Genomic DNA, 18,906 nt, shown 5'->3' on the forward strand with positions numbered 1-18,906 from the left:
TACAAACACCGGCCCCGTCACGGGAGGGAATGGCAGGTAATAATGGAGCTGGATAAATATCTTCTTTTTTTCCTGGCAGGAGGATCAACCTTCAACCAGGGAAAGGCATTTTCATTTCGTTGCGCTCAGGACAGTATTGTCCTGACGAAAGTGCATCAGACAGAGATGCATTTTTACCGGCGGTACCATCATGTGGTGATAACAAGGGAAACGCTGTGCCGGTTTGCCCGGCAGCTGGATGTGGATGTTCTTAAATTTTATATCCCGAAAGACATCCCCCGGTACCTTGTGCAGCCTTGCCCGGAGGACTCTGTGTTCCGTCCGTTGATGGTGAGACTCTGTGCCGGAACGGATAACGGTCACGGAGAGACCGGACCAGAGAATCCGTTCCTGACGTTTGCACTGGTATCGGCCTTTTGTGAGCAGGATATTTTTTTCCCTTTCCTGAAGACATGCCTGAAACAAAGTATGGCAGACCAGGTGGCTACGGTGATAAACCGGAATGTGAGTGAAAACTGGACCATACACCGGGTTGCCAGCGAACTGTATGTCAGTGTCAGCCTGTTAAAGAAAAAACTGAAAGAGGAGAATACATCCTACACACGTATTCTGTTGGAATGCAGGATGAAAAAAGCATCGGAGTTAATTGTTATGCAGGAGGGGGCGGTCAAGAAAGTGGCATATCAGTGCGGGTACAGTAGCGTGCCGTATTTTATCAGCCAGTTCAGGAAATATTACGGATACACGCCTTCAAGATGCAGGCCTGACGGAAATTTATTTAAAAAATAACAGTAAAACCGTCGTATAATATCCGGCTGCAATCCGGGGCTGTAACTTCTGGCATAAAGGATCCAATTCTCAAGCCATGGAGACGCCGCCTCATCCTCAGGACGCAGCCGTGCGGGTGAAGCGGTAAAACAGATTCGGTTCACTGACTATCCACAGCGTGTCCCGGTCATCTGAGGCTATCCCCTCCGCCTGGGGAATATCCCTTCGCAGGCCGCAGTGTCCCCGGCGCAGCGACATCACTTTCCTCCCGCCGTCCAGGCCCGACACCACGACCACGGCAGACTCATGAGAATTGAGTTTGTAGCGCGTTCTGAGCAATTTTTTCTGCTTTGCTGGTACTTTCTGTTTAAAACGGTTCTGAGTGGCTCCTGTTACGTTCAGGGGATGGAGCAAAAGGAACGTATGACGTCACGGTAGCTAAAATTGTCAACTGCTGAATCGTGGGGTCCCGCGCCAGCGGCGTGGGTTCCGATTCAGTGGTTGACAACTGCATATAAAATACCCTGCTGGCGGGGTGATGGTTCACGCAGTGGGCCATCGCCCTGCAAAGCCAGACGGGACATAACGCCACTCAGTAATTTAGTTACATCATTCATTATTAAAAGCGACTCCATTCCGGCCCTTTGGGCCGGGGCGGCGGCGCTTTTCAGTGGTGGGAATGGGCTGGATATCAGGTTTTTGCTTCGGTTTCGTTGGTCAGGATGTTGTAACTATTTGCATGACCGGGGCCCGGCGCATCGCGACGGGAGGTACTAATGTTGTTTCCGAACCGGCGCGGACGTGAGTCCGCTGCAAGGGCGGGCATTCTCCTCTGGAACCTGTCCACAGGGCAGGTGATGAACAGGTTATTTATTTATAAGAGAGAAAGATTATGTATTTAAAAGAAGTACAGATCTGGGGTTTAAAGGAAACCACGCACTTTGAAATCAGGTCGCCTGGCGCTTTGTCAGTATATCGGTTGTAACTTTATGGAAAGGTCCCTTGCAGTTATCTGTGAGTAACTGAATATTGCGACCGGAAATGACTCAGGCGGGAACATTTCTGGCCATTCTGGCAGCAGAATGAGAGATATTTTAGCAGGAAGAACGAGCGTTCCGCGCAGAAAACAGGCGGCGCCCGGCGACAGACGTACAAAATCCTCCGACGTCAGCCGGATTTTCATAATCTGGTGGGTTATATGGGGACGGTGGCCATGGTCAGTCGCGTGTAGTTTTTGCCCCGCGACATCATCATGCGCTCTTTCACGCGCCGCTGCAGCTCCCGCTTCATGGCATCAAGCCCGCCGGTAAAGCGTCCGCTGGCGTATTCCCGCGTCAGCTGCTGTTTCACCAGTGTTTCGATGTCCTTACGGGTTCTGTCCGCGTCACGCCGCGCCCGGGCGCGTTTCAGTCCGTGCAGTTTACGTTCAGACTGGTAGCTGCGGAACCGTTCGCGCACAAATCGCCAGGCTTTCGCTATCAGTTCGTCCATCTCCAGTGGCTCCAGATTCTGCTTTTTGCGCTGCTGATTTTCCCATTCGACACGACTGCAGCGGGCGGCCATAACAGCCACGTCAGAAACGTCGAGCGCGGAGAACAGTGCCGGCGTGAAGGTGATATCGGTCGGGATGTTGCAGCCAATCTGCGGATCGTACTCGGTCTGGTAGGTAATCAGCCCCAGCTCTGCCATAAACTTCAGCGCCCGTGTGGCGCGGGTGATGGACAGATTACCACTTTTTGACTCAGTGGCCAGACCGCACTCTATAGCCAGATTGGTGATGGATCTCTGTACACGGTTGGCCAGTGGATCATAATGGAAGCACAACCCCTGAAGCAGCGCATCGATGGCACGACGGCGCAGCAAAGGCGGCATCCGGTGACGCTTTCCCAGCGAACGAACGAACGCCACATGGACGGAAAAATCAAAACGGGACGTGAACCCTTCGGCTTTCGCCATCAGCTTACGACAGAACGGCAGGGTCTTTTTCCCTTCTCTCGGCGTGAATTCCGGATTCGGATTTTTGACCTGTCGGTAATGAGTGAACAGTGTTCGGGTGTCAGTCACTTCTGCCTGCACTTACAATGCACGGAAGGAGTAAATGCCACAGAAACAAGTATTGAAATTTTCTGAGCATAAAACTATACTCCCTGCATAGCCTGATTGGTGGCTATACAGTTTAAGTAGGCCCCGTTAATCTTTCGTTCCCGCCAAGAAATGAGAAGATTATCGGGGTTTTTGCTTTTCTGGTCCCGGGTAGACACCTCATCAGAACCAGTTCCCTGCCACCTTACGGCGTGGCCAGCCATCAAAATTCTTTAGACGATCAGCAATCTAACACTCACTGACGAGACGATCAAGAAAGTTACTCATTCACCTTCTTATCTCAGGCTCTTTTAGCCATTTCCCGTTCAATTAGTAGCTCAATCATTTGAGCCTGAGTAGTTCCAGTCTCTTCACAAAGCTGCTGCAAGCTTTCTTTATGTATGTTTTGTATGAAAACATTGAGCTCTTTATGCGTCGTCTTTTTTCGTGAAATAGATAATCTCTTCTTCTCAGCGGAAGATAAGGGATTACCCTTTCTGTAAATGCGTTTCGATGAGGAAGTTACTGCATTTTCAATCTGCGACATCTCTGTCTCCTCAAGGATCAAACCTAGATCGTTTGCAGAGAATACTACAGATTTCTAAAATCAGCGACTTACTTTATGAACGTAACCTGTGTTGGCGCACGGTTTACGTTTCAAGATCGTTTCCTGGGATGTCAGTACGTCTGTTTCCAGTCCGTTCCCTGCGCCCAGCGGGATGTCCAGTGGTTCAGGTAGCTGCGGGCTAGGACTGAGTCATCCCAGACGACAGCACGTTCTCCGAATTCGAACGGTCTGCTGCACGGGAATAGTTAAACGATCCCACTTCGGTGTGGCGACCGTCGCTGACGATCACTTTGTCATGAAGAATTTTGTACACACTGACGGTACGAACCGGAATGCCGGCACTGGTCAGCAGGTTCATTATCCCCCTGCTGGCGTTATTGTTTTTCCCGGTATTGGCTTTCCAGTCCCCCCCTGACATCCACTCCCCGACGTTTTGCACTAATAAGAGCGCCAGCCACCTCCGGAGAGGTGAAGGAATACCCCATCAGCCGGATATTATGTTGCGCAGCCTCAATAGTCTTAAGAACCAGCTGCTCTGCGCTGCCCTCCGGTGAAAAACCGGCCTGAACGGACGGTGCCGCAATAGCTGGCAGGGAGCCCAGCAGGGATAAACACGCAAGTGTGACCAACGTCAATCCATGACCTTTCCTGAGTCTCATTATGTACCTCATATAAACTTGATTAGAGTAGTGATTTTATTACTTCAGAAACGCCGGAATCGGGGGAAACTCGTTTTTCCCGGATTGCCGGGGCTGGACAACGACGCGAGCGGCGGAGGCGTCAGGATAAATTGTTATTGCCTTCCCTAGTGGTGGCACGATCATTACGCTCCATCCCGGCCAGAATCAGCACGGCCGCGTTTTCCAGAGTTTCCTGTCCCGCGCCGCCCGGTATCACTGTCACGTTCTTCTCCGTGGCCTTCTTAACCGGCATCATTATCATCACCGGCGAGCCCTGCAGCGCAAGCGTATGTGCCAGTCGGTTACTGGCATCCAGTATGCTTTTCGTGTTCACGTTTCCACCCCTGATTTTATGCCCTTTCAGGGCGGCGGCCGCCGCACTACTGATATCTTCACTGGTGAGCGCGCCTTCATAATGACTGGTGGCAAAAATACCGTTGTGATACGCAAGCCAGGCATCCGCCCTCGCTGATTTCCAGATTTCCAGCCCCTTCTGTGCGGCTTTCAGCGAGTTTTCCCACTGCTGTACAAATGTGGGCCAGTACTTAAACACATAGCGGACCTGCGGCCTAGCTTCACAGCCTGCAGCATCGGGGTAAGGCCGGTGCCACGCCGTACAGACGATCTTTCTGTTTCATCCGTTCACTCATTATACTGGGCTTCTCCGGTTCAGACCGTCTGCGCCAGCACCGCGCGGAGTTCCGCTTTTCTGGCGTTCTGCGCCCGGGCCTTTGCCAGTCGCGCCAGCGCGTACTGTTCTTCCTCCACGGTAATATGCTCCGTCACATACCCTTCCGTGTCATATCGGCAGGCCCCGGCTTTCATCGCGCTGAGATATGCTTCAGAACGGGCAATCGCTTTCAGCGCACGGATTATCTTTTTGTGTGACAGCGGGATACCACGCCTGGAGGCGTCCTCAAACAGCGCCTCACGCACGCCACAGGCGAAAAGACGGGGCGTGTCGCCGTCAAACAGCCCCGGCCACCAGGGTTTCAGCGTGCTGACCGCTTCCTCCACTGACTGAAATCGCAGGTAGATGGACAGATCTTTTCTTGCCCGGGCTTTTTTTTCTGCCAGTGACGCTTCACGCACCGGGCACTCGTCTTACAGGCAGATCCTGAATACAGAAAGCCGGCCGGCATTGCCGGCTGATATCTGACTGACGCGTCAGTTAATTAATCCGTGGCTTTCCCCACACAGACGGTTTAATGACAAAAAATACGCCGGACGGCTGATGGTAAATATCCTGGCTGTCAATATAGGGCGCTATCCATAACACCGCCGTCTGTTCCCCGGTTCTCAGTGGACGGGGCGGTACCACAGGAGAGGCCGTACTGACAGGTGCCACTGTTTTCACCTCCCGGACAGCCGTAAACAGCGGGTGTGGTGCCGGCGGTTCTGCCCGGAACGCGGGGCGGCCACGGTCTTTCCGACGGTCGGTGTGACGGTACTGACGGTCTGTACCGGCGTCGTGCGAAAGTTACCCTCAGCCAGGTGCGGCAGTGATACCGCACCCGGCTTTACCGTCTCAGGTTGCTCCTGCCTTTTCGCTTTTTCATTGGCCTGCTCCATCGTCATACAGGTGTCTGACGTGGTGGCGGTACATTCAAAGTCGGAATTCGTTCCGGCGCATCCGGACAGCAGAAGCACGCCGCAGAAAGGGATCAGGCATGAAATCCGGTTCATGATTTTGCCCCTTTCTTATTCTCACGCAGCAGCTTTTTGATTAATTCAGACAGAACACATGTTTTCCCTGCGCCAGGCATTCCGGGAACTGAAAAATTATATTCCCGGAGACCGGAGAGTATTATTTTTGTAGTACAGTTACTGATAACAGATTTCACAAAATCATCCTGCACGGGTTCATCAGGAACTGAAATAACATTACGTATGTTCATTTTTATCACCCTCTTTTTCAGCCTCTTTATTACCGGAATAATAAACCTGCCCGTTTGTATTTTCTTTTAAAGTCCGGATTTCGTTTTCTTTATCAATATACTTCAGGTTGTTTGTCGCTGTGTCATACGCATATGTCAGTGGATTGTGACGGTACGGCCGGTCTCCGATCATTACTGCCACCGCGGTATACAACAGCGCCAGCATCCCCCATAACAGCCATCCCGTTTGCGACAGGGACTGGTCGATATCTGCCGCGTATTCTTCCGCGCCGGTTATTTTTAGCGGACAGTTTTCCGTCAGATTCAGCGGTACAGGTGACGACACCGTGAAAACCGGGTCAGGGCAGTCCCGGACCGGAAACATCCCGGACGGGGCCATTGCCCTCACCCGTCCGATTTCCTGCGCCATCTGTTGTCCCGGCGTGGTATCCCCCGTCCGGAAGAGCAGAATGACAACAATGGCTGTTGTGGCCAGCGGCCAGATAATGGCATATTTCACGCCCCATATCAGCCAGCGCAGAAGACCGGCAATACGATATAAAACGGCACGCCCCTTCAGGCTGTTCAGCCGGTTATTTCCCATTTGCATGTCCTCCCTGGCTGCCGGACATAAACTGCTGTGGATTCAGGTCACCCAGTTGCTTCAGCATCTGGTCGGTGTTAAAGCCGTTCATATGGCTGTCGACTGACGGAGGTACAGGCACCGGGCTTTCCGCATTTTCATCCTCCTTCCGGTGACGGGCCTGCTCCTGTGCCATTTCTTCCACGGTTTTCAGCTGAAAACCGTCCTGAAACACCACGGTCACTTCATTACCGGCACCAATCGGGATCACCGGGTGATACTGCTCGGCACGTTTGATGTAATAATCACTGAGTGTCTGTGCCGCTTTCGATGCACCACCACCAATCCCCATTCTGAACACATCGCCCGCGCCGTAAGTCGCAGTGGCCCCCAGCCCCACCGCCGGCTGGGATGCCCGTTCCATCCCCTGGCCGATACCGTCCACAAAACCGGCGCCCCACGCCCAGCCGAGGATTTTGCCGTTACGCATCACCACTTCACCTTTGATGCCATTCTTTCCACGGAAGCTGACATGTCCCTTAACCGGCATGTCGATGGTTTTGCCGTCCTTCAGGCAGCTGATATTACGGGTACGTACTATCGCGCGTTCACTGGACACATCCCCCCAGGCTTCCAGGCCCACAAAGCACCCTGTCAGGTCATATGTTTTACTGTTCGGCATTTCCACCGGGCCGGTAATGCGCAGTTGCATGGGAACCGTCGATTCATTACCGGTGACGGAAGCATTGGCATCCGCCCCTTCGATCAGCATGGTTTTTGCAAAGCTCCCGGACGGGATATACGGCAGGGAGGGGCCTTTTTTCACGGCGGCGTCATAGCTGAACGTTTTACGCTCTATACGGTTCGGCACCGGCACGGGCTGGTATGTCACCTGTGGCGGTGGCGTAACGCCATTCCCCGGATAAAAAGCGGTTGGCGGAGGAACGGCACCCTGTGGCGGGAAGGTCACCGGCATATTACCCGGCTGAGGTTCTCCTTCCGGACCGGGCGGTGAGGCAGGTGTATGCGGCACGGGCTCTCCTGTGGTCGTCACCGGGTTCGCTCCCAGGGCCTTCACCTGTTCGGCCAGCGCGGCGTTGTCCTGCCCCAGCTTCTCAATACGACGCTGGTCGTCACCGCGCTGCTTATTCAGAACATCCAGCTCATGGCGGATTTCGTCGTACTGTTTCTGCATCTGCGCCGCCGTCACCTGCATTTCCGTGGTGGCATGCTGACGAACTTTGTCATCAAAGGTCGTGTCCACCACCCCGGTCATATCCGGTACCGGCTCCTGCTCTGCGGCCGTCCCGTTGCCACTCATGTCGACGTCAGACAGGTAAAGGCCTCCGCCAATGGCAGCGGCAGCACCCACCGCAACAATCCCCAGCCAGATGTACTGTTTACGCTTTACAACAGTATTGATGCTCGCCATCAGCTGCCCTCCCCGTCACGGATGACGTACACGTCCATTCGTGTACCGGCCAGTAGCTGGCTGACGGGCTGGCTGAACATCACGGCGCGGATTCCTGGCTGCCAGAAATCACTTTCCCTGATGTTCAGGGCAGACGGCGTTTTATTTTCCACAGCAAACCGTACCAGTTTCAGGTGATTGCCGGTCCACACAGCGTCAGCCCGGGCAGACAGACCGGCCGGGGCCTGCAGCGCTTCTTTCGTGACGGGGATCTGATACCAGCCGGCAGGCAGCGTACCTCCACGTACTGCCTGGCTGACGGCAACCAGCAGGGATTCATATGGGGTGGCCGTTTCCCATGCGCCAGCCTCCTCCCCGGTTCCGCGCAGATCGCTGACCAGTTGTACGGTGCGCCCGGCACCGGCCCGGGGGACGGCCCGGACGGAAAAGTTCAGCCCGCGCTCCGTCTCCAGAATGAAGGTGAACGGCTTTTTACTGACCGTGGCCACCACCACGCCGCCCGCGCCTGTCTGCTCACTGTTTGTCAGCATGCCGTCCAGACCGCTGACCGCAGTGATACGGTCACCCGGCACCGTAAACAGGTTCGGGTCGGTGTTGCTGACAGCAATGTTCGCCTGACCGCCGTTAGCCAGGGACACCACCACCGGGGCCAGCGTACCGGAACCCGACGCCATCACCAGACCGGAAAATAACCATCCGGCCGCCAGTAAAAATGGCTTATACGGCTTATTTTTTCGCATCGTCTGTTTCCCCGAAAATATCCAGCCAGGTCACGCCGTTTTCCCGTTTCAGAATAAGAATGTAATGTCTGATGTCGGTAAACGGTTTTGAATCTCCAATCCAGGTTTTCAGCACACCGCGAATTTCCACGCGGCCATACTGTGGCCAGACCCTGACACTGGTCTGGAAAAAAGCGGAGTTAACGTTGTCGGCCTTAATTCGTCTCGCTTCTTCTGCCAGAATGACTTTCATTTGGTTCTGTGCACCCGGACGAATATATTGCAGAAGTGCCTGGTGTGACGCGTCGACGGTTTCTGACGACACATTCAGACGCAGGGCAATAAACGACAGTGCCATCTGCTGTAAATAAGAGGCATCGGCACTGTTCTGTGACACCGCAAAGGGCGCGTTAAATCCCATAGGGGTGACTGCCGTGCGTTGCTCATTCTGCAGCCGGTAGTTATTAATACCCTGAATGACATTCACGGCCAGACTGAGCACAATCAGCAGGGCCATAAAAATAAAACTTATCGCCAGTACGCGGCTGGTACTTAAACGGGCGCCGTGTTCCATATACTCATCCCGGAATAATGATTACTTAATCCACTGCCGGAAACACGAATCGGGAACGTTATGAAAAATACCGCGAAGGAGGGCTGTCGGCATATACCAGTAAATCAGGTCACGCAGCCAGGAGCTTCCCCGTCCTTTTTTCACTTTTCTTATCCCGAAATAAACCAGAACCGCAGCGCTGATGCCGAAAAGTTGTTTTGATGTCATTAATCCCCAGCCAATACAGACAGCAGCAGGAATTAATTCATCCACCGGCAGGCCAAACCAGCGGCTCTGGTTGGTCAGTGTTTCCGGGAAACGATATTTCCTGAGTTTATTCTCGTCTCCCGACATGGTCTTATTTCCTGTCAGAGGCCGACGACAGCCATACCAACGGCAATAAAGACCGAGATGATGGCAAAACCCGCCAGGAACTTGACGTTCTTGGTCATCATGTACATCACGGCACCGACCAGCACTTCCGCGAGAATAACCCACTTGACGGCGCTGGAATCCTTACCAAATGTCGCCTTAACCGTACCGTTACCGCTGGCCATCAGGTCCTGCGAACCGCCGGCAGCCATTGCCAGTTGCGGGAAAAAGAACATCAGCACTGCCGCCGGGATCACTGCGCGGGCAAGTTTCAGCAGGTTCAGACGTGTGAACTCAGAAAAAAACGATTTCTTTTTAACGGGCGCAGAAGCACCCTGAACACTTAAAATAGCGCTCATATGGTTCCTCTTTTGAGTAATATCAACTATAAATACGAAAGTTAAATCTCTTTAAATGTGGACTCTGTTTCTTCAATTACCTCCCTGAAAATTTCTTCATTATAGAAATCCGGATATCGCTTCAGATGGTCCCTCAGACGAATCTGAACTTCTATTGTTTTACTTCTTCCACTCCGATCTTTAGCCCTGATAAGACGGTTATTCGTATCTTCATCGAGATACACTGAGACAGTTCGACTTATCCCCTCTCTTGCGTTTCTCCTCCTCACAAATTCACCTCTGCTTACACGACTAATAAACTTATGATTACACGGAAAACGGCAAAAAAAAACACGCCAAAAATGGCGCGCCTTAATTTACATTTATTTAACACAATAAAATTCACGAATAATATCTATCAATGACATTATTTTACCTTTAGAAATACATGATATTCTGAATGAGTCGAAAGATTCATAATTCCTTTTAATTTTACGTTTAACAGGTTTGATTCTGTCTTCTGATGCTCTGATAGTAATACCTAATTCTTTAGCTATATTTGCGTGACTAACTCCTAATGTATAAAAAGAAAAAACAAGCAAAGTACCGGGAGACAGTTCGTTCCAGAATGATTCATTTCCTGAGATAGACAAATTTTTACTTTTTGTGTCAGGAGAAAAAAATGGATGATCTGGAAATAAATTTATCTGCCACAACACAATTATCTCATTATTATCGAATGAAATATTCTCCATTCTTATCTGATAAATTTCCCCATGAAAATTAAAACGCCGGCAAAAAGCAGCTCCATGTCCAAGCGACTGACATTCAAGTTCCAGGGATGACAGAAAACTTCAACCTGATAACGATTATAACTTTCTCCGGAAAGAGGCTGATCCTCTTTAGAGAAGAGTTCAATAAAGGCCCCATTTGCGTAAAGGATTTTCCGGCTTTGATTACGGACGCAAACAGGAACTGGTGAGTTTTTATAGATCTCCTGAATACTCAGAATGTATTTATTTACAGATTGACTGGCGAGTGTTCTTTCTCTACGATCCGTCGGACACATAGGAACCTCCCTAAAGGATTCTATGGACAGTCGATGCAGGGAGGTGAGAACTCCCTGCATCGGCGATTTAACTTAATTTTTTAACGTAGCGTTAACTACAAAGACACTATATTGTTTTTAGACTTAATTTGTCACTATATTTTTATAGATCAACATACTTTTATTTAAAGTAAATCAGAATTTAATCCCGCTATTATTCTTCATTTTCATGGAAAAATCTTTCCATCTCTGAAGATACTTTTTCTTTGATATCTTCAACCATATTTGCATATTCAAATTTTGGATTTCCGGCGACATGAGGGCTGAGAGATCCTATACCTAAAATTTTGGCTACGGATGACTGTGTTTTAAGTACATTTTCAAGTAATACTTTATTGAATTCTGTCTGATTAAATGGCGACTCCTTACGCTCCATTTGTGCCTCATAGACACGAAGCCCTAATTCCAGCAACATCGAAGATGTACCAGAAAAACTGATATCTTTATCTCTCGCCCCTTCTTGGCGTCGTTTTTCCACAATAGCAGTTATTTTATTGTGTACCTCATTACTTATATATACATTGACTTTAGCCATTCACTATCACCTTTTTTTCCGCAACAAATAAGAACATTATAAACTCCGGATTCAGGAGCACTCTGTAAGGGGTAACACCCCTGGCAGCGCCCCCAGGGGTGTTACTTAAAAACAGGCACAGCGACGCTAGCAGCGCCCCTGATATAATGCAATGTTTTTTATAAAAATAGTCAGTACTACCCCTGTATAGCGTCGTCATAGCGGTGCCGGCGACGTGCCTGCACCGCTATTTAATACTTTAAAATAAATTAAATTACATTATTATGAACATAACTCACTGTTACTAAAAACAAATCAGCAAAATTTTAATTTTGCGTGGGGTGTGGTGCTTTTGGTGGTGAGGACGGCAAATTTGTTGAGTATGGAGCTGGAGTGGGTTAAGTTATTACCGGATGACTACGCAAGAGGCAAATTAATGTATAAATGGCTCCTGTCTGTCCTCCTGGTATTAATGAGCACGGTAGTCCATGCCGCTGACTGTTTTGATCTGGCCGGGAGAGACTATAAAATAGATCCGGATTTACTGCGGGCGATTTCATGGAAGGAATCCCGTAACCGGGTTAATGCCGTCGGTATTAACCCGGTTACGGGATATGGCTCGGGATTAATGCAGGTTGACTCTCAGCACTTTAAAGAACTGGCTCGTTATGGAATAAAACCGGAACAACTTGTCTCCGATCCCTGCCTGAATATTTACACCGGAGCTTATTATCTGGCAATCGCATTCAGAAAGTGGGGGGTATCCTGGACAGCAGTCGGAGCGTACAACGCCGGATTTAAAAAGACTCCCCTTCAGGATGCGCGTCGTCTGGACTATGCGACTGATGTACACCGAATCTGGATCGCGATAAAACAAAGTAAAACCAGGCAGACTCCCGCCCGATGATCCCCTTTTTGTATCCGGCAAGCAGAAGAAGGGATAATATTATCAACCGAAACCCATATATTTTTTATGCCGCATAGCAGAATGGAATAAACACAGAAATGTAATACTGACTGCCCGGAATCCCGCGAAACGGGAACCCGTTATCATATCTTCTTCCACCCTGTCAGATCCGTTTTTATCGCTGGCACATAAATGACAGAAAACGATGAAGTCTGTTGATTAAAATGGGATGTTACAGACAATCTGACAATGTCCGGGAAGAATAACATAAGTAAAGCCCCGAAAAATTTTCGGGGCTTTACTTATGTTATTATGACTTACATTCACGAAACTGTTCAGCAATCATCCACAGCGCCTTGTTTAACCGGATATCACCATTAATACCGGTAACTGCCCTGATCCGGGTATTTTTTCCGGGGCATTCCTGCCGGGTAACCCACTCTTCATCATATTCTTCTGTACACGCTGATATGTTGTCCACAGGTCATTTTGTTTATCTTCCCGACGACGTGGAGTAATTATTTATTCAGGAGAAACAGGGATTTTATTTTCGTCCTCATATCTGACAGTCAGTGCCGCTTTACCAAACAGATATTGCTCATCCTGATTAAGTATCACTGACTTCATTGACTCCATATTTTCGGTGGCTTTATCGAAGATCCCCATAACCTCATAATCCCCCTCAATCACCTGCCCAACAATATCTCCCTTGTGTGGCACACGTATTTCACCAAAATGATCCGCATACCAGTCCATTTGTACAGATAAATCTGAACAGCCCGGGAACCATCTGATAACTTGACGAACCGTCATGAGAATTGAGCAAAATAATTTCCGGAACCTCTTTCCCATTAATCTGTCATTCACGACGAAAACGCAGCATATGTTTACTGTATTCCCGGCGACTTAAATCACGTACACGACTCTGGCAGGCAAAGAACGACTGAAAACCTTCCTCACGTAACCTGTTGATGATATTAATGGTTGGAATATAAGTATAACGTTCGCTCCGGGATTCATGTTTGTCTCCGGAAAAAACTGAAGGCACAGTCTGCATTAATTCAGCGTCAGCCAAAGGACTCTCACGACGAATGGAATTCTGTCTACCAAAACGGGAAGCGAGTCTCATAACGTATTCCTTATATAATTAATGAAAAAATTCTGAAGAAAAAGCAGTGACCGGAGACACCGCCATTTCCGTTAACACTCAAGTAACAAAAGCGGGTGTTATTCAACAACGCTCCCCTTTAATCCCCTCGGTGAAGCCGGTGATCCAGTCACGTACAGACCGGATAAAACCATACTGAATACCGTAATGATCTGCGGCTTCCTGACCATACGCGACACTCATGGCCGCACGATCAGCAGCGGCTACCAGCTGGCTTTTCATTTTTTCCACCATCTTTCAGTAGATTCAGAGTTACGCATGATATCTCCTTTCGATAACGGGGCGGGGATATTCCCCGCCATCCGGGTCACTTCCTGAGTTCAGTTCCGGCAAACTGCGCCATCAGGTGAAGCATCTGTGCTATTTCATCCACTTTTTGCTGCAATGGCGGCGTTGCCACCGGGATGAGCCGGATTTGGGGTCTGACGCTCAGTGGAACGAAAACTCACGTTAAGCAACGTTTTCTGCCTCTGACGCCTCTTTTAATGGTCTCAGATGTCCTTTGGTCACCAGTTCTGCCAGCGTGAAGGAATAATGGCCGAGCATATTGATATGTCCGTGGCAAAGCGGGGAGAGGCGTGCGATATCTTCATCATTCAGTGTTTCACCCTGCGCCCGGAGATGATCCAGGGCTGCCTGCATATAAATAGTGTTCCATAACACGACGGCGTTAGTGACCAGCCCCAGTGTGCCCAGTTGATCTTCCTGACCGTCGGTATATCGTTTTCTTATCTCACCTTTTTGACCGTGACAGATGGCTCTGGCAACGGCATGGCGACTTTCTCCCCGATTAAGCTGGGTCAGAATGCGCCGGCGGTAATCTTCATCATCAATATAATTAAGCAGATACAGCGTTTTGTTGATGCGCCCCACTTCAATGATTGCCTGAGTCAGTCCGGAAGGACGTTCACTTTTCAGCAATGAACGGACCAGCACTGAAACCTGTACTTTGCCCAGCTTCAGGGAGCCAGCGGTCCGGATCATTTCGTCCCACTGAAGGACTATTTTTCGGGGATCTGATTGCCCTCTGGCAATATCATTCAGCACGCCATAGTCGGCATCATGGTCCATTCGCCAGAAAACCGAAGCACCGGCATCAGCCAGGCGTGGAGAAAACTGGTATCCCAGCAGCCAGAAAAGGCCAAAGACAAGTTCGCTGGCACCTGCTGTATCGGTCATAATTTCGGTTGGATTCAGCCCGGTCTCCTGTTCCAGAAGACCTTCCAGCACAAAGATAGAGTCCCTCAGCGTCCCCGGTATAACGATGCCATGAAAGCCGGAATACTGATCGGACACAAAGTTGTACCAGGTGATCCCTCTGTTATTACCAAAGTATTTGCGGTTCGGTCCGGCATTGATTGTTCTGACTGGCGTAACAAAGCGCATTCCATCTGCAGATGCCACTTCTCCTCCACCCCATATCTGTGCCAGTGGCAGCGTTGCCTGAAAATCAACCAGTCTGGCATTAGCGCTGGTGATAGTTTCAGCCCGCAGATAGTTCGCTTTTGTCCAGTTCAGCCGGTGTCGGGTCAGTGCAGGAACATTTGATCTGATCAGTGGTTCCAGACCGATATTGCAGGCTTCAGCCATCAGCACGGCGCTGATGCTGACGGGCAGATCATCAACTCTGGCACTGGCTTCACTAGCATGGAAAAACTCATCAGCAAATCCGGTATGGGCGTTAATTTCGAGCAGCAACTCCGTTAAATCCACCGGAGGGAGTAGATCACTGATCATTTTGCTCAGTCGTTTCAGACTGTCCGGCTCATCAAGACTGGCGAGGGGAGAAATTGTCAACCGGGGCTTCGGGCCAGAAACATCGAGTTCGACAGCCTCATTTTCGCAAAGACGTGCAGCAACCTGTCTGTAACGACTATCAAGCTGATGACCCAGAGATTTTATTGCTTCCTGCGGGTCTGTCGGGTGCCCCAAAGAACGATAAACCTTAATCCGGTTTGCCTGCCAGTCAGCACCCTGTAGTAATCTTGCACGAGGATCTCCCCACCGGTTACTGCCGGTAACGTAGACATCCCTCCGCCTCAGACTATCCTGCAGTTTACTGAGAAAGCAGAGCGTGTATCCCCTGCGGGTGATATGTTTTTCCTTGTTAATCACCAGCCGTTTCCATGACCGACTGATAATTTCCGTTGGTGCGTCGTCAAAAAACTGCCGCCGTGAGCTGAACTCCCGGCTGAGGTAGTCACAGGCATTCAGAGTGGTAACCCCGGCAGGTGCGGATGAAAATTTAACGGTATTCAGCAGATGGGGCAGGAAACGACGAACGCGCCCGTACTGCTCCACCATTTCTTCATGAAAATTATCGTCTGAGGGCCGGGCAATTTCACGGACAAGCGTGATGATTTCAGCCAGCTTTTGCCTTGGGATGTAGCTGAACACCTCAGCACGAATCGATTCGTCCGGTGTTTCTTCTTTCAGCAGGTACGAACATGCGCTGGCGAGCGCCAATGCAGATTTATCCAGATCCTTCAGCGAGCGGAGCCGTTTTTTCTGCCCAATCTTTCTGGCGTCACGGATGATAACGGCCAGCATGGCGTCCAGAACGTCCAATGCATCATCCAGCGCCAGCGTTTCCCATGCAAGGACAAAGGCAACCAGAACCGCCATCCTTTTCTGCGGTGACATCCTGGCAATATTGAACACCGAAGTCATACCAGCATAACGTGCGAGATTTTTCAGGCGCACAGCCGGGAGTGTACTCAGGTTTTCAGCATGCAGGCCAAAATCGTTCAGAGTTTTCCAGCGTTCAATTGCTTCATTAAACGCCGGACCACTGATGGTCACAGGGCCCTTTTTCAGTGATTCCAGTAAAGACAGGCGGCTGCAATCAGTTGGCCCCAGCAGCATCTCCAGCTGTGAACGCTGTTCGGCTGACGGTATCAGTGCCAGTTTGTTCCACAGGCGCAACGTCGCCTTTTCCCTTACCTCTGAAATCAACCGGGTCAGCGTAGTGGCTCCGGGGAGAATAATACGATGTTGCATAAGCCACCCTGTCGCCAGATCGAAAAGCAGGCCAGGACGTTCGTTGCTTATCCAGCTCCGGGTATATAAAAGACGGGTAAGGCGAAATGTCCAGGGCCAGGCAAATTCACGATACTGATAGTGCTGACGTATCAGCGCTGCATGCTCACGGCGGGTATTTTCCCTCTGACCGTATTCTGCAAGAACGGTGATATCACGAATCCCGAGCTGTCTGGCGGTAAAATGCCGGACGCCGGAAGGAATATGATTCATATCGGTGAGGAAGGTGCCCAGAAAACGGACACATCCAATTTGCAGGGCAATGCCCAGACGGTTGTGATCACCTCTGCTTTTTCCGATAAATTCCTTGTCTGCTTCATCAAGGTGAAAATATCGTGCCAGCTGAAGCTCATCCGGTTCACCGGTGAATCTGCCATAGCTTTCAGTCTGCTCAGTGGTCAGAAAGTCAACGGGCATATCGGCCTCCCTGCCTGACGGGCATTTAGTAACATTTTTCCAACCGTACGAAATGTTATAAATTATCGGACATCGTAAAACTGTTACATTAATATGTCTATTAAATCGTAAATTTGTAATAATAGACATGAGTTGTCCGATATTCGATTTAAGGTACATTTTTATGCGACTTTTTGGTTACGCTCGGGTCTCAACCAGTCAGCAGTCTCTTGATCTTCAGGTCAGAGCACTCAAAGACGCAGGTGTGAAAGCAAACCGTATATTTACCGATAAGGCATCCGGCAGTTCAACAGACCGGGAAGGGCTGGATTTGCTGAGGATGAAGGTGGAGGAAGGTGATGTCATTCTGGTTAAGAAGCTCGACCGTCTTGGCCGCGACACTGCCGATATGATCCAACTGATAAAGGAATTTGACGCTCAGGGCGTGGCAGTCCGGTTCATTGATGACGGGATCAGTACCGACGGTGATATGGGGCAAATGGTGGTCACCATCCTGTCGGCTGTGGCACAGGCTGAACGCCGGAGGATCCTAGAACGCACGAATGAGGGCCGACAGGAAGCAAAGCTGAAAGGAATCAAATTTGGCCGCAGGCGTACCGTGGACAGGAACGTCGTGCTGACGCTTCATCAGAAGGGCACTGGTGCAACGGAAATTGCTCATCAGCTCAGTATTGCCCGCTCCACGGTTTATAAAATTCTTGAAGACGAAAGGGCCTCGTGATACGCCTATTTTTATAGGTTAATGTCATGATAATAATGGTTTCTTAGACGTCAGGTGGCACTTTTCGGGGAAATGTGCGCGGAACCCCTATTTGTTTATTTTTCTAAATACATTCAAATATGTATCCGCTCATGAGACAATAACCCTGGTAAATGCTTCAATAATATTGAAAAAGGAAGAGTATGAGTATTCAACATTTTCGTGTCGCCCTTATTCCCTTTTTTGCGGCATTTTGCCTTCCTGTTTTTGCTCACCCAGAAACGCTGGTGAAAGTAAAAGATGCTGAAGATCAGTTGGGTGCACGAGTGGGTTACATCGAACTGGATCTCAACAGCGGTAAGATCCTTGAGAGTTTTCGCCCCGAAGAACGTTTTCCAATGATGAGCACTTTTAAAGTTCTGCTATGTGGTGCGGTATTATCCCGTGTTGACGCCGGGCAAGAGCAACTCGGTCGCCGCATACACTATTCTCAGAATGACTTGGTTGAGTACTCACCAGTCACAGAAAAGCATCTTACGGATGGCATGACAGTAAGAGAATTATGCAGTGCTGCCATAACCATGAGTGATAACACTGCTGCCAACTTACTTCTGACAACGATCGGAGGACCGAAGGAGCTAACCGCTTTTTTGCACAACATGGGGGATCATGTAACTCGCCTTGATCGTTGGGAACCGGAGCTGAATGAAGCCATACCAAACGACGAGCGTGACACCACGATGCCTGCAGCAATGGCAACAACGTTGCGCAAACTATTAACTGGCGAACTACTTACTCTAGCTTCCCGGCAACAATTAATAGACTGGATGGAGGCGGATAAAGTTGCAGGACCACTTCTGCGCTCGGCCCTTCCGGCTGGCTGGTTTATTGCTGATAAATCTGGAGCCGGTGAGCGTGGGTCTCGCGGTATCATTGCAGCACTGGGGCCAGATGGTAAGCCCTCCCGTATCGTAGTTATCTACACGACGGGGAGTCAGGCAACTATGGATGAACGAAATAGACAGATCGCTGAGATAGGTGCCTCACTGATTAAGCATTGGTAACTGTCAGACCAAGTTTA

Annotated in this window: 18 protein-coding genes and 8 pseudogenes; 5 read left to right on the top strand and 21 right to left on the bottom strand. The window is 50.0% G+C overall.

Going from position 1 to position 18,906, the window contains the following annotated elements; translation table 11 throughout:
- The first annotated feature begins 42 nt into the window (after positions 1-42).
- The gene (locus J1G48_RS22710; protein ID WP_000417897.1) at positions 43-789 is read left to right on the top strand and encodes an AraC family transcriptional regulator; all 747 of its coding nucleotides are present in this window, start codon (positions 43-45) and stop codon (positions 787-789) included.
- Positions 790-885: 96 nt separating this feature from the next.
- Here J1G48_RS22710 and J1G48_RS22715 read toward each other — a convergent pair.
- The 3 genes and pseudogenes from J1G48_RS22715 to tap all read right to left on the bottom strand — a co-directional run.
- A pseudogene (locus J1G48_RS22715) lies at positions 886-1,080 on the bottom strand (SdiA-regulated domain-containing protein); the annotation flags it as partial.
- 882 nt (positions 1,081-1,962) lie between these two features.
- Positions 1,963-2,844, bottom strand: coding sequence for an incFII family plasmid replication initiator RepA (repA, locus tag J1G48_RS22720; RefSeq protein ID WP_001676666.1), 882 nt, complete (start codon positions 2,842-2,844; stop codon positions 1,963-1,965).
- Positions 2,825-2,902 carry a RepA leader peptide Tap gene (tap, locus tag J1G48_RS22725; RefSeq protein ID WP_001541552.1) on the bottom strand — a complete coding sequence of 26 codons (78 nt, stop codon included), beginning with the start codon at positions 2,900-2,902 and terminating at the stop codon, positions 2,825-2,827. The genes repA and tap overlap by 20 nt, the downstream gene beginning before the upstream one ends.
- An 88-nt stretch (positions 2,903-2,990) precedes the next feature.
- Here tap and J1G48_RS23610 point away from each other — a divergent pair.
- Positions 2,991-3,113 (top strand): annotated as a pseudogene (locus J1G48_RS23610) (replication protein RepA).
- 38 nt (positions 3,114-3,151) lie between these two features.
- On the opposite strand, the gene J1G48_RS22730 reads toward J1G48_RS23610, so the two are convergent.
- The 15 genes and pseudogenes from J1G48_RS22730 to traM all read right to left on the bottom strand — a co-directional run bounded on the left by J1G48_RS22730 (position 3,152) and on the right by traM (position 11,615).
- The gene (locus tag J1G48_RS22730) at positions 3,152-3,397 is read right to left on the bottom strand and encodes a replication regulatory protein RepA (RefSeq protein ID WP_000078115.1); all 246 of its coding nucleotides are present in this window, start codon (positions 3,395-3,397) and stop codon (positions 3,152-3,154) included.
- Positions 3,398-3,528: 131 nt separating this feature from the next.
- Positions 3,529-4,089, bottom strand: a pseudogene (locus tag J1G48_RS23495) (phospholipase D family protein).
- 280 nt (positions 4,090-4,369) lie between these two features.
- Positions 4,370-4,651 (bottom strand): annotated as a pseudogene (locus J1G48_RS23500) (disulfide bond formation protein DsbA); the annotation flags it as partial.
- Positions 4,652-4,767: 116 nt separating this feature from the next.
- Positions 4,768-5,190, bottom strand: a pseudogene (locus J1G48_RS22750) (fertility inhibition protein FinO); the annotation flags it as partial.
- Positions 5,191-5,269: 79 nt separating this feature from the next.
- Positions 5,270-5,784 (bottom strand): annotated as a pseudogene (traV, locus tag J1G48_RS22755) (type IV conjugative transfer system lipoprotein TraV).
- Positions 5,781-6,005, bottom strand: a complete 225-nt coding sequence (locus J1G48_RS22760; RefSeq protein ID WP_016716015.1) for a DUF2689 domain-containing protein — start codon at positions 6,003-6,005, stop codon at positions 5,781-5,783. The pseudogene traV and the gene J1G48_RS22760 overlap by 4 nt, the downstream one beginning before the upstream one ends.
- Positions 5,983-6,579, bottom strand: coding sequence for a conjugal transfer pilus-stabilizing protein TraP (gene traP, locus J1G48_RS22765; RefSeq protein WP_000527901.1), 597 nt, complete (start codon positions 6,577-6,579; stop codon positions 5,983-5,985). Before traP ends, J1G48_RS22760 begins: the two co-directional genes overlap by 23 nt.
- A complete protein-coding gene (gene traB, locus J1G48_RS22770; RefSeq protein ID WP_000146697.1) occupies positions 6,569-7,990 on the bottom strand; it encodes an F-type conjugal transfer pilus assembly protein TraB in 1,422 nt (473 codons plus the stop codon). The genes traP and traB overlap by 11 nt, the downstream gene beginning before the upstream one ends.
- Positions 7,990-8,730: a type-F conjugative transfer system secretin TraK gene (traK, locus tag J1G48_RS22775; protein WP_001230718.1), complete on the bottom strand. Its 741-nt coding sequence runs from the start codon at positions 8,728-8,730 to the stop codon at positions 7,990-7,992. The genes traB and traK overlap by 1 nt, the downstream gene beginning before the upstream one ends.
- The gene (gene traE / locus J1G48_RS22780; RefSeq protein ID WP_001679518.1) at positions 8,717-9,283 is read right to left on the bottom strand and encodes a type IV conjugative transfer system protein TraE; all 567 of its coding nucleotides are present in this window, start codon (positions 9,281-9,283) and stop codon (positions 8,717-8,719) included. The genes traK and traE overlap by 14 nt, the downstream gene beginning before the upstream one ends.
- A 21-nt stretch (positions 9,284-9,304) precedes the next feature.
- Positions 9,305-9,616: a type IV conjugative transfer system protein TraL gene (traL, locus tag J1G48_RS22785; RefSeq protein WP_000012130.1), complete on the bottom strand. Its 312-nt coding sequence runs from the start codon at positions 9,614-9,616 to the stop codon at positions 9,305-9,307.
- A gap of 14 nt (positions 9,617-9,630) precedes the next feature.
- Entirely contained in the window at positions 9,631-9,993 is a 363-nt protein-coding gene (gene traA / locus J1G48_RS22790; RefSeq protein WP_001274199.1) for a type IV conjugative transfer system pilin TraA, read from the bottom strand.
- Positions 9,994-10,034: 41 nt separating this feature from the next.
- A complete protein-coding gene (gene traY, locus J1G48_RS22795; protein ID WP_001676655.1) occupies positions 10,035-10,262 on the bottom strand; it encodes a conjugal transfer relaxosome protein TraY in 228 nt (75 codons plus the stop codon).
- A gap of 93 nt (positions 10,263-10,355) precedes the next feature.
- Positions 10,356-11,041 (bottom strand): annotated as a pseudogene (locus tag J1G48_RS22800) (PAS domain-containing protein).
- A 193-nt stretch (positions 11,042-11,234) separates the two neighbouring features.
- Positions 11,235-11,615 (bottom strand): conjugal transfer relaxosome DNA-binding protein TraM, encoded by a 381-nt coding sequence (traM, locus tag J1G48_RS22805; RefSeq protein WP_001151546.1) that lies wholly within the window; start codon positions 11,613-11,615, stop codon positions 11,235-11,237.
- A 415-nt stretch (positions 11,616-12,030) separates the two neighbouring features.
- Between traM and J1G48_RS22810 the strand changes: the two genes are divergently transcribed.
- Positions 12,031-12,501: a transglycosylase SLT domain-containing protein gene (locus tag J1G48_RS22810; protein WP_015056628.1), complete on the top strand. Its 471-nt coding sequence runs from the start codon at positions 12,031-12,033 to the stop codon at positions 12,499-12,501.
- Between the two features lie 310 nt (positions 12,502-12,811).
- Here J1G48_RS22810 and J1G48_RS22815 read toward each other — a convergent pair.
- The 3 genes and pseudogenes from J1G48_RS22815 to J1G48_RS22825 all read right to left on the bottom strand — a co-directional run bounded on the left by J1G48_RS22815 (position 12,812) and on the right by J1G48_RS22825 (position 17,125).
- Positions 12,812-13,630, bottom strand: a pseudogene (locus J1G48_RS22815) (DUF932 domain-containing protein).
- 102 nt (positions 13,631-13,732) lie between these two features.
- Positions 13,733-13,891: a hypothetical protein gene (locus J1G48_RS22820; protein WP_001704449.1), complete on the bottom strand. Its 159-nt coding sequence runs from the start codon at positions 13,889-13,891 to the stop codon at positions 13,733-13,735.
- Between the two features lie 228 nt (positions 13,892-14,119).
- On the bottom strand, positions 14,120-17,125 hold the full coding sequence (locus J1G48_RS22825) for a Tn3-like element Tn3 family transposase (RefSeq protein ID WP_001143760.1): 3,006 nt from the start codon (positions 17,123-17,125) through the stop codon (positions 14,120-14,122).
- Positions 17,126-17,288: 163 nt separating this feature from the next.
- Between J1G48_RS22825 and J1G48_RS22830 the strand changes: the two genes are divergently transcribed.
- Together J1G48_RS22830 and J1G48_RS22835 are read left to right on the top strand one after the other, a co-directional pair.
- A complete protein-coding gene (locus tag J1G48_RS22830; RefSeq protein ID WP_001235713.1) occupies positions 17,289-17,846 on the top strand; it encodes a recombinase family protein in 558 nt (185 codons plus the stop codon).
- A gap of 182 nt (positions 17,847-18,028) precedes the next feature.
- A complete protein-coding gene (locus tag J1G48_RS22835) occupies positions 18,029-18,889 on the top strand; it encodes a broad-spectrum class A beta-lactamase TEM-1 (protein ID WP_000027057.1) in 861 nt (286 codons plus the stop codon).
- The last annotated feature ends 17 nt before the right edge of the window (positions 18,890-18,906 follow it).

The sequence above is a fragment of the Salmonella sp. SAL-020 genome (assembly GCF_017372215.1).
Lineage (GTDB): Bacteria > Pseudomonadota > Gammaproteobacteria > Enterobacterales > Enterobacteriaceae > Salmonella > Salmonella enterica.

Bases quoted from the DNA above. Each gene is read 5' to 3' on its own strand.
- traM (WP_001151546.1), bottom strand. From the start codon at position 11,615: ATGGCTAAAGTCAATGTATATATAAGTAATGAGGTACACAATAAAATA.
- traA (WP_001274199.1), bottom strand. From the start codon at position 9,993: ATGAGCGCTATTTTAAGTGTTCAGGGTGCTTCTGCGCCCGTTAAAAAG.
- traB (WP_000146697.1), bottom strand. From the start codon at position 7,990: ATGGCGAGCATCAATACTGTTGTAAAGCGTAAACAGTACATCTGGCTG.
- J1G48_RS22830 (WP_001235713.1), top strand. From the start codon at position 17,289: ATGCGACTTTTTGGTTACGCTCGGGTCTCAACCAGTCAGCAGTCTCTT.
- J1G48_RS22710 (WP_000417897.1), top strand. From the start codon at position 43: ATGGAGCTGGATAAATATCTTCTTTTTTTCCTGGCAGGAGGATCAACC.
- J1G48_RS22835 (WP_000027057.1), top strand. From the start codon at position 18,029: ATGAGTATTCAACATTTTCGTGTCGCCCTTATTCCCTTTTTTGCGGCA.
- J1G48_RS22810 (WP_015056628.1), top strand. From the start codon at position 12,031: ATGTATAAATGGCTCCTGTCTGTCCTCCTGGTATTAATGAGCACGGTA.
- traE (WP_001679518.1), bottom strand. From the start codon at position 9,283: ATGGAACACGGCGCCCGTTTAAGTACCAGCCGCGTACTGGCGATAAGT.
- tap (WP_001541552.1), bottom strand. From the start codon at position 2,902: ATGCTCAGAAAATTTCAATACTTGTTTCTGTGGCATTTACTCCTTCCG.
- traK (WP_001230718.1), bottom strand. From the start codon at position 8,730: ATGCGAAAAAATAAGCCGTATAAGCCATTTTTACTGGCGGCCGGATGG.
- J1G48_RS22730 (WP_000078115.1), bottom strand. From the start codon at position 3,397: ATGTCGCAGATTGAAAATGCAGTAACTTCCTCATCGAAACGCATTTAC.
- J1G48_RS22820 (WP_001704449.1), bottom strand. From the start codon at position 13,891: ATGAAAAGCCAGCTGGTAGCCGCTGCTGATCGTGCGGCCATGAGTGTC.
- traP (WP_000527901.1), bottom strand. From the start codon at position 6,579: ATGGGAAATAACCGGCTGAACAGCCTGAAGGGGCGTGCCGTTTTATAT.
- traL (WP_000012130.1), bottom strand. From the start codon at position 9,616: ATGTCGGGAGACGAGAATAAACTCAGGAAATATCGTTTCCCGGAAACA.
- J1G48_RS22825 (WP_001143760.1), bottom strand. From the start codon at position 17,125: ATGCCCGTTGACTTTCTGACCACTGAGCAGACTGAAAGCTATGGCAGA.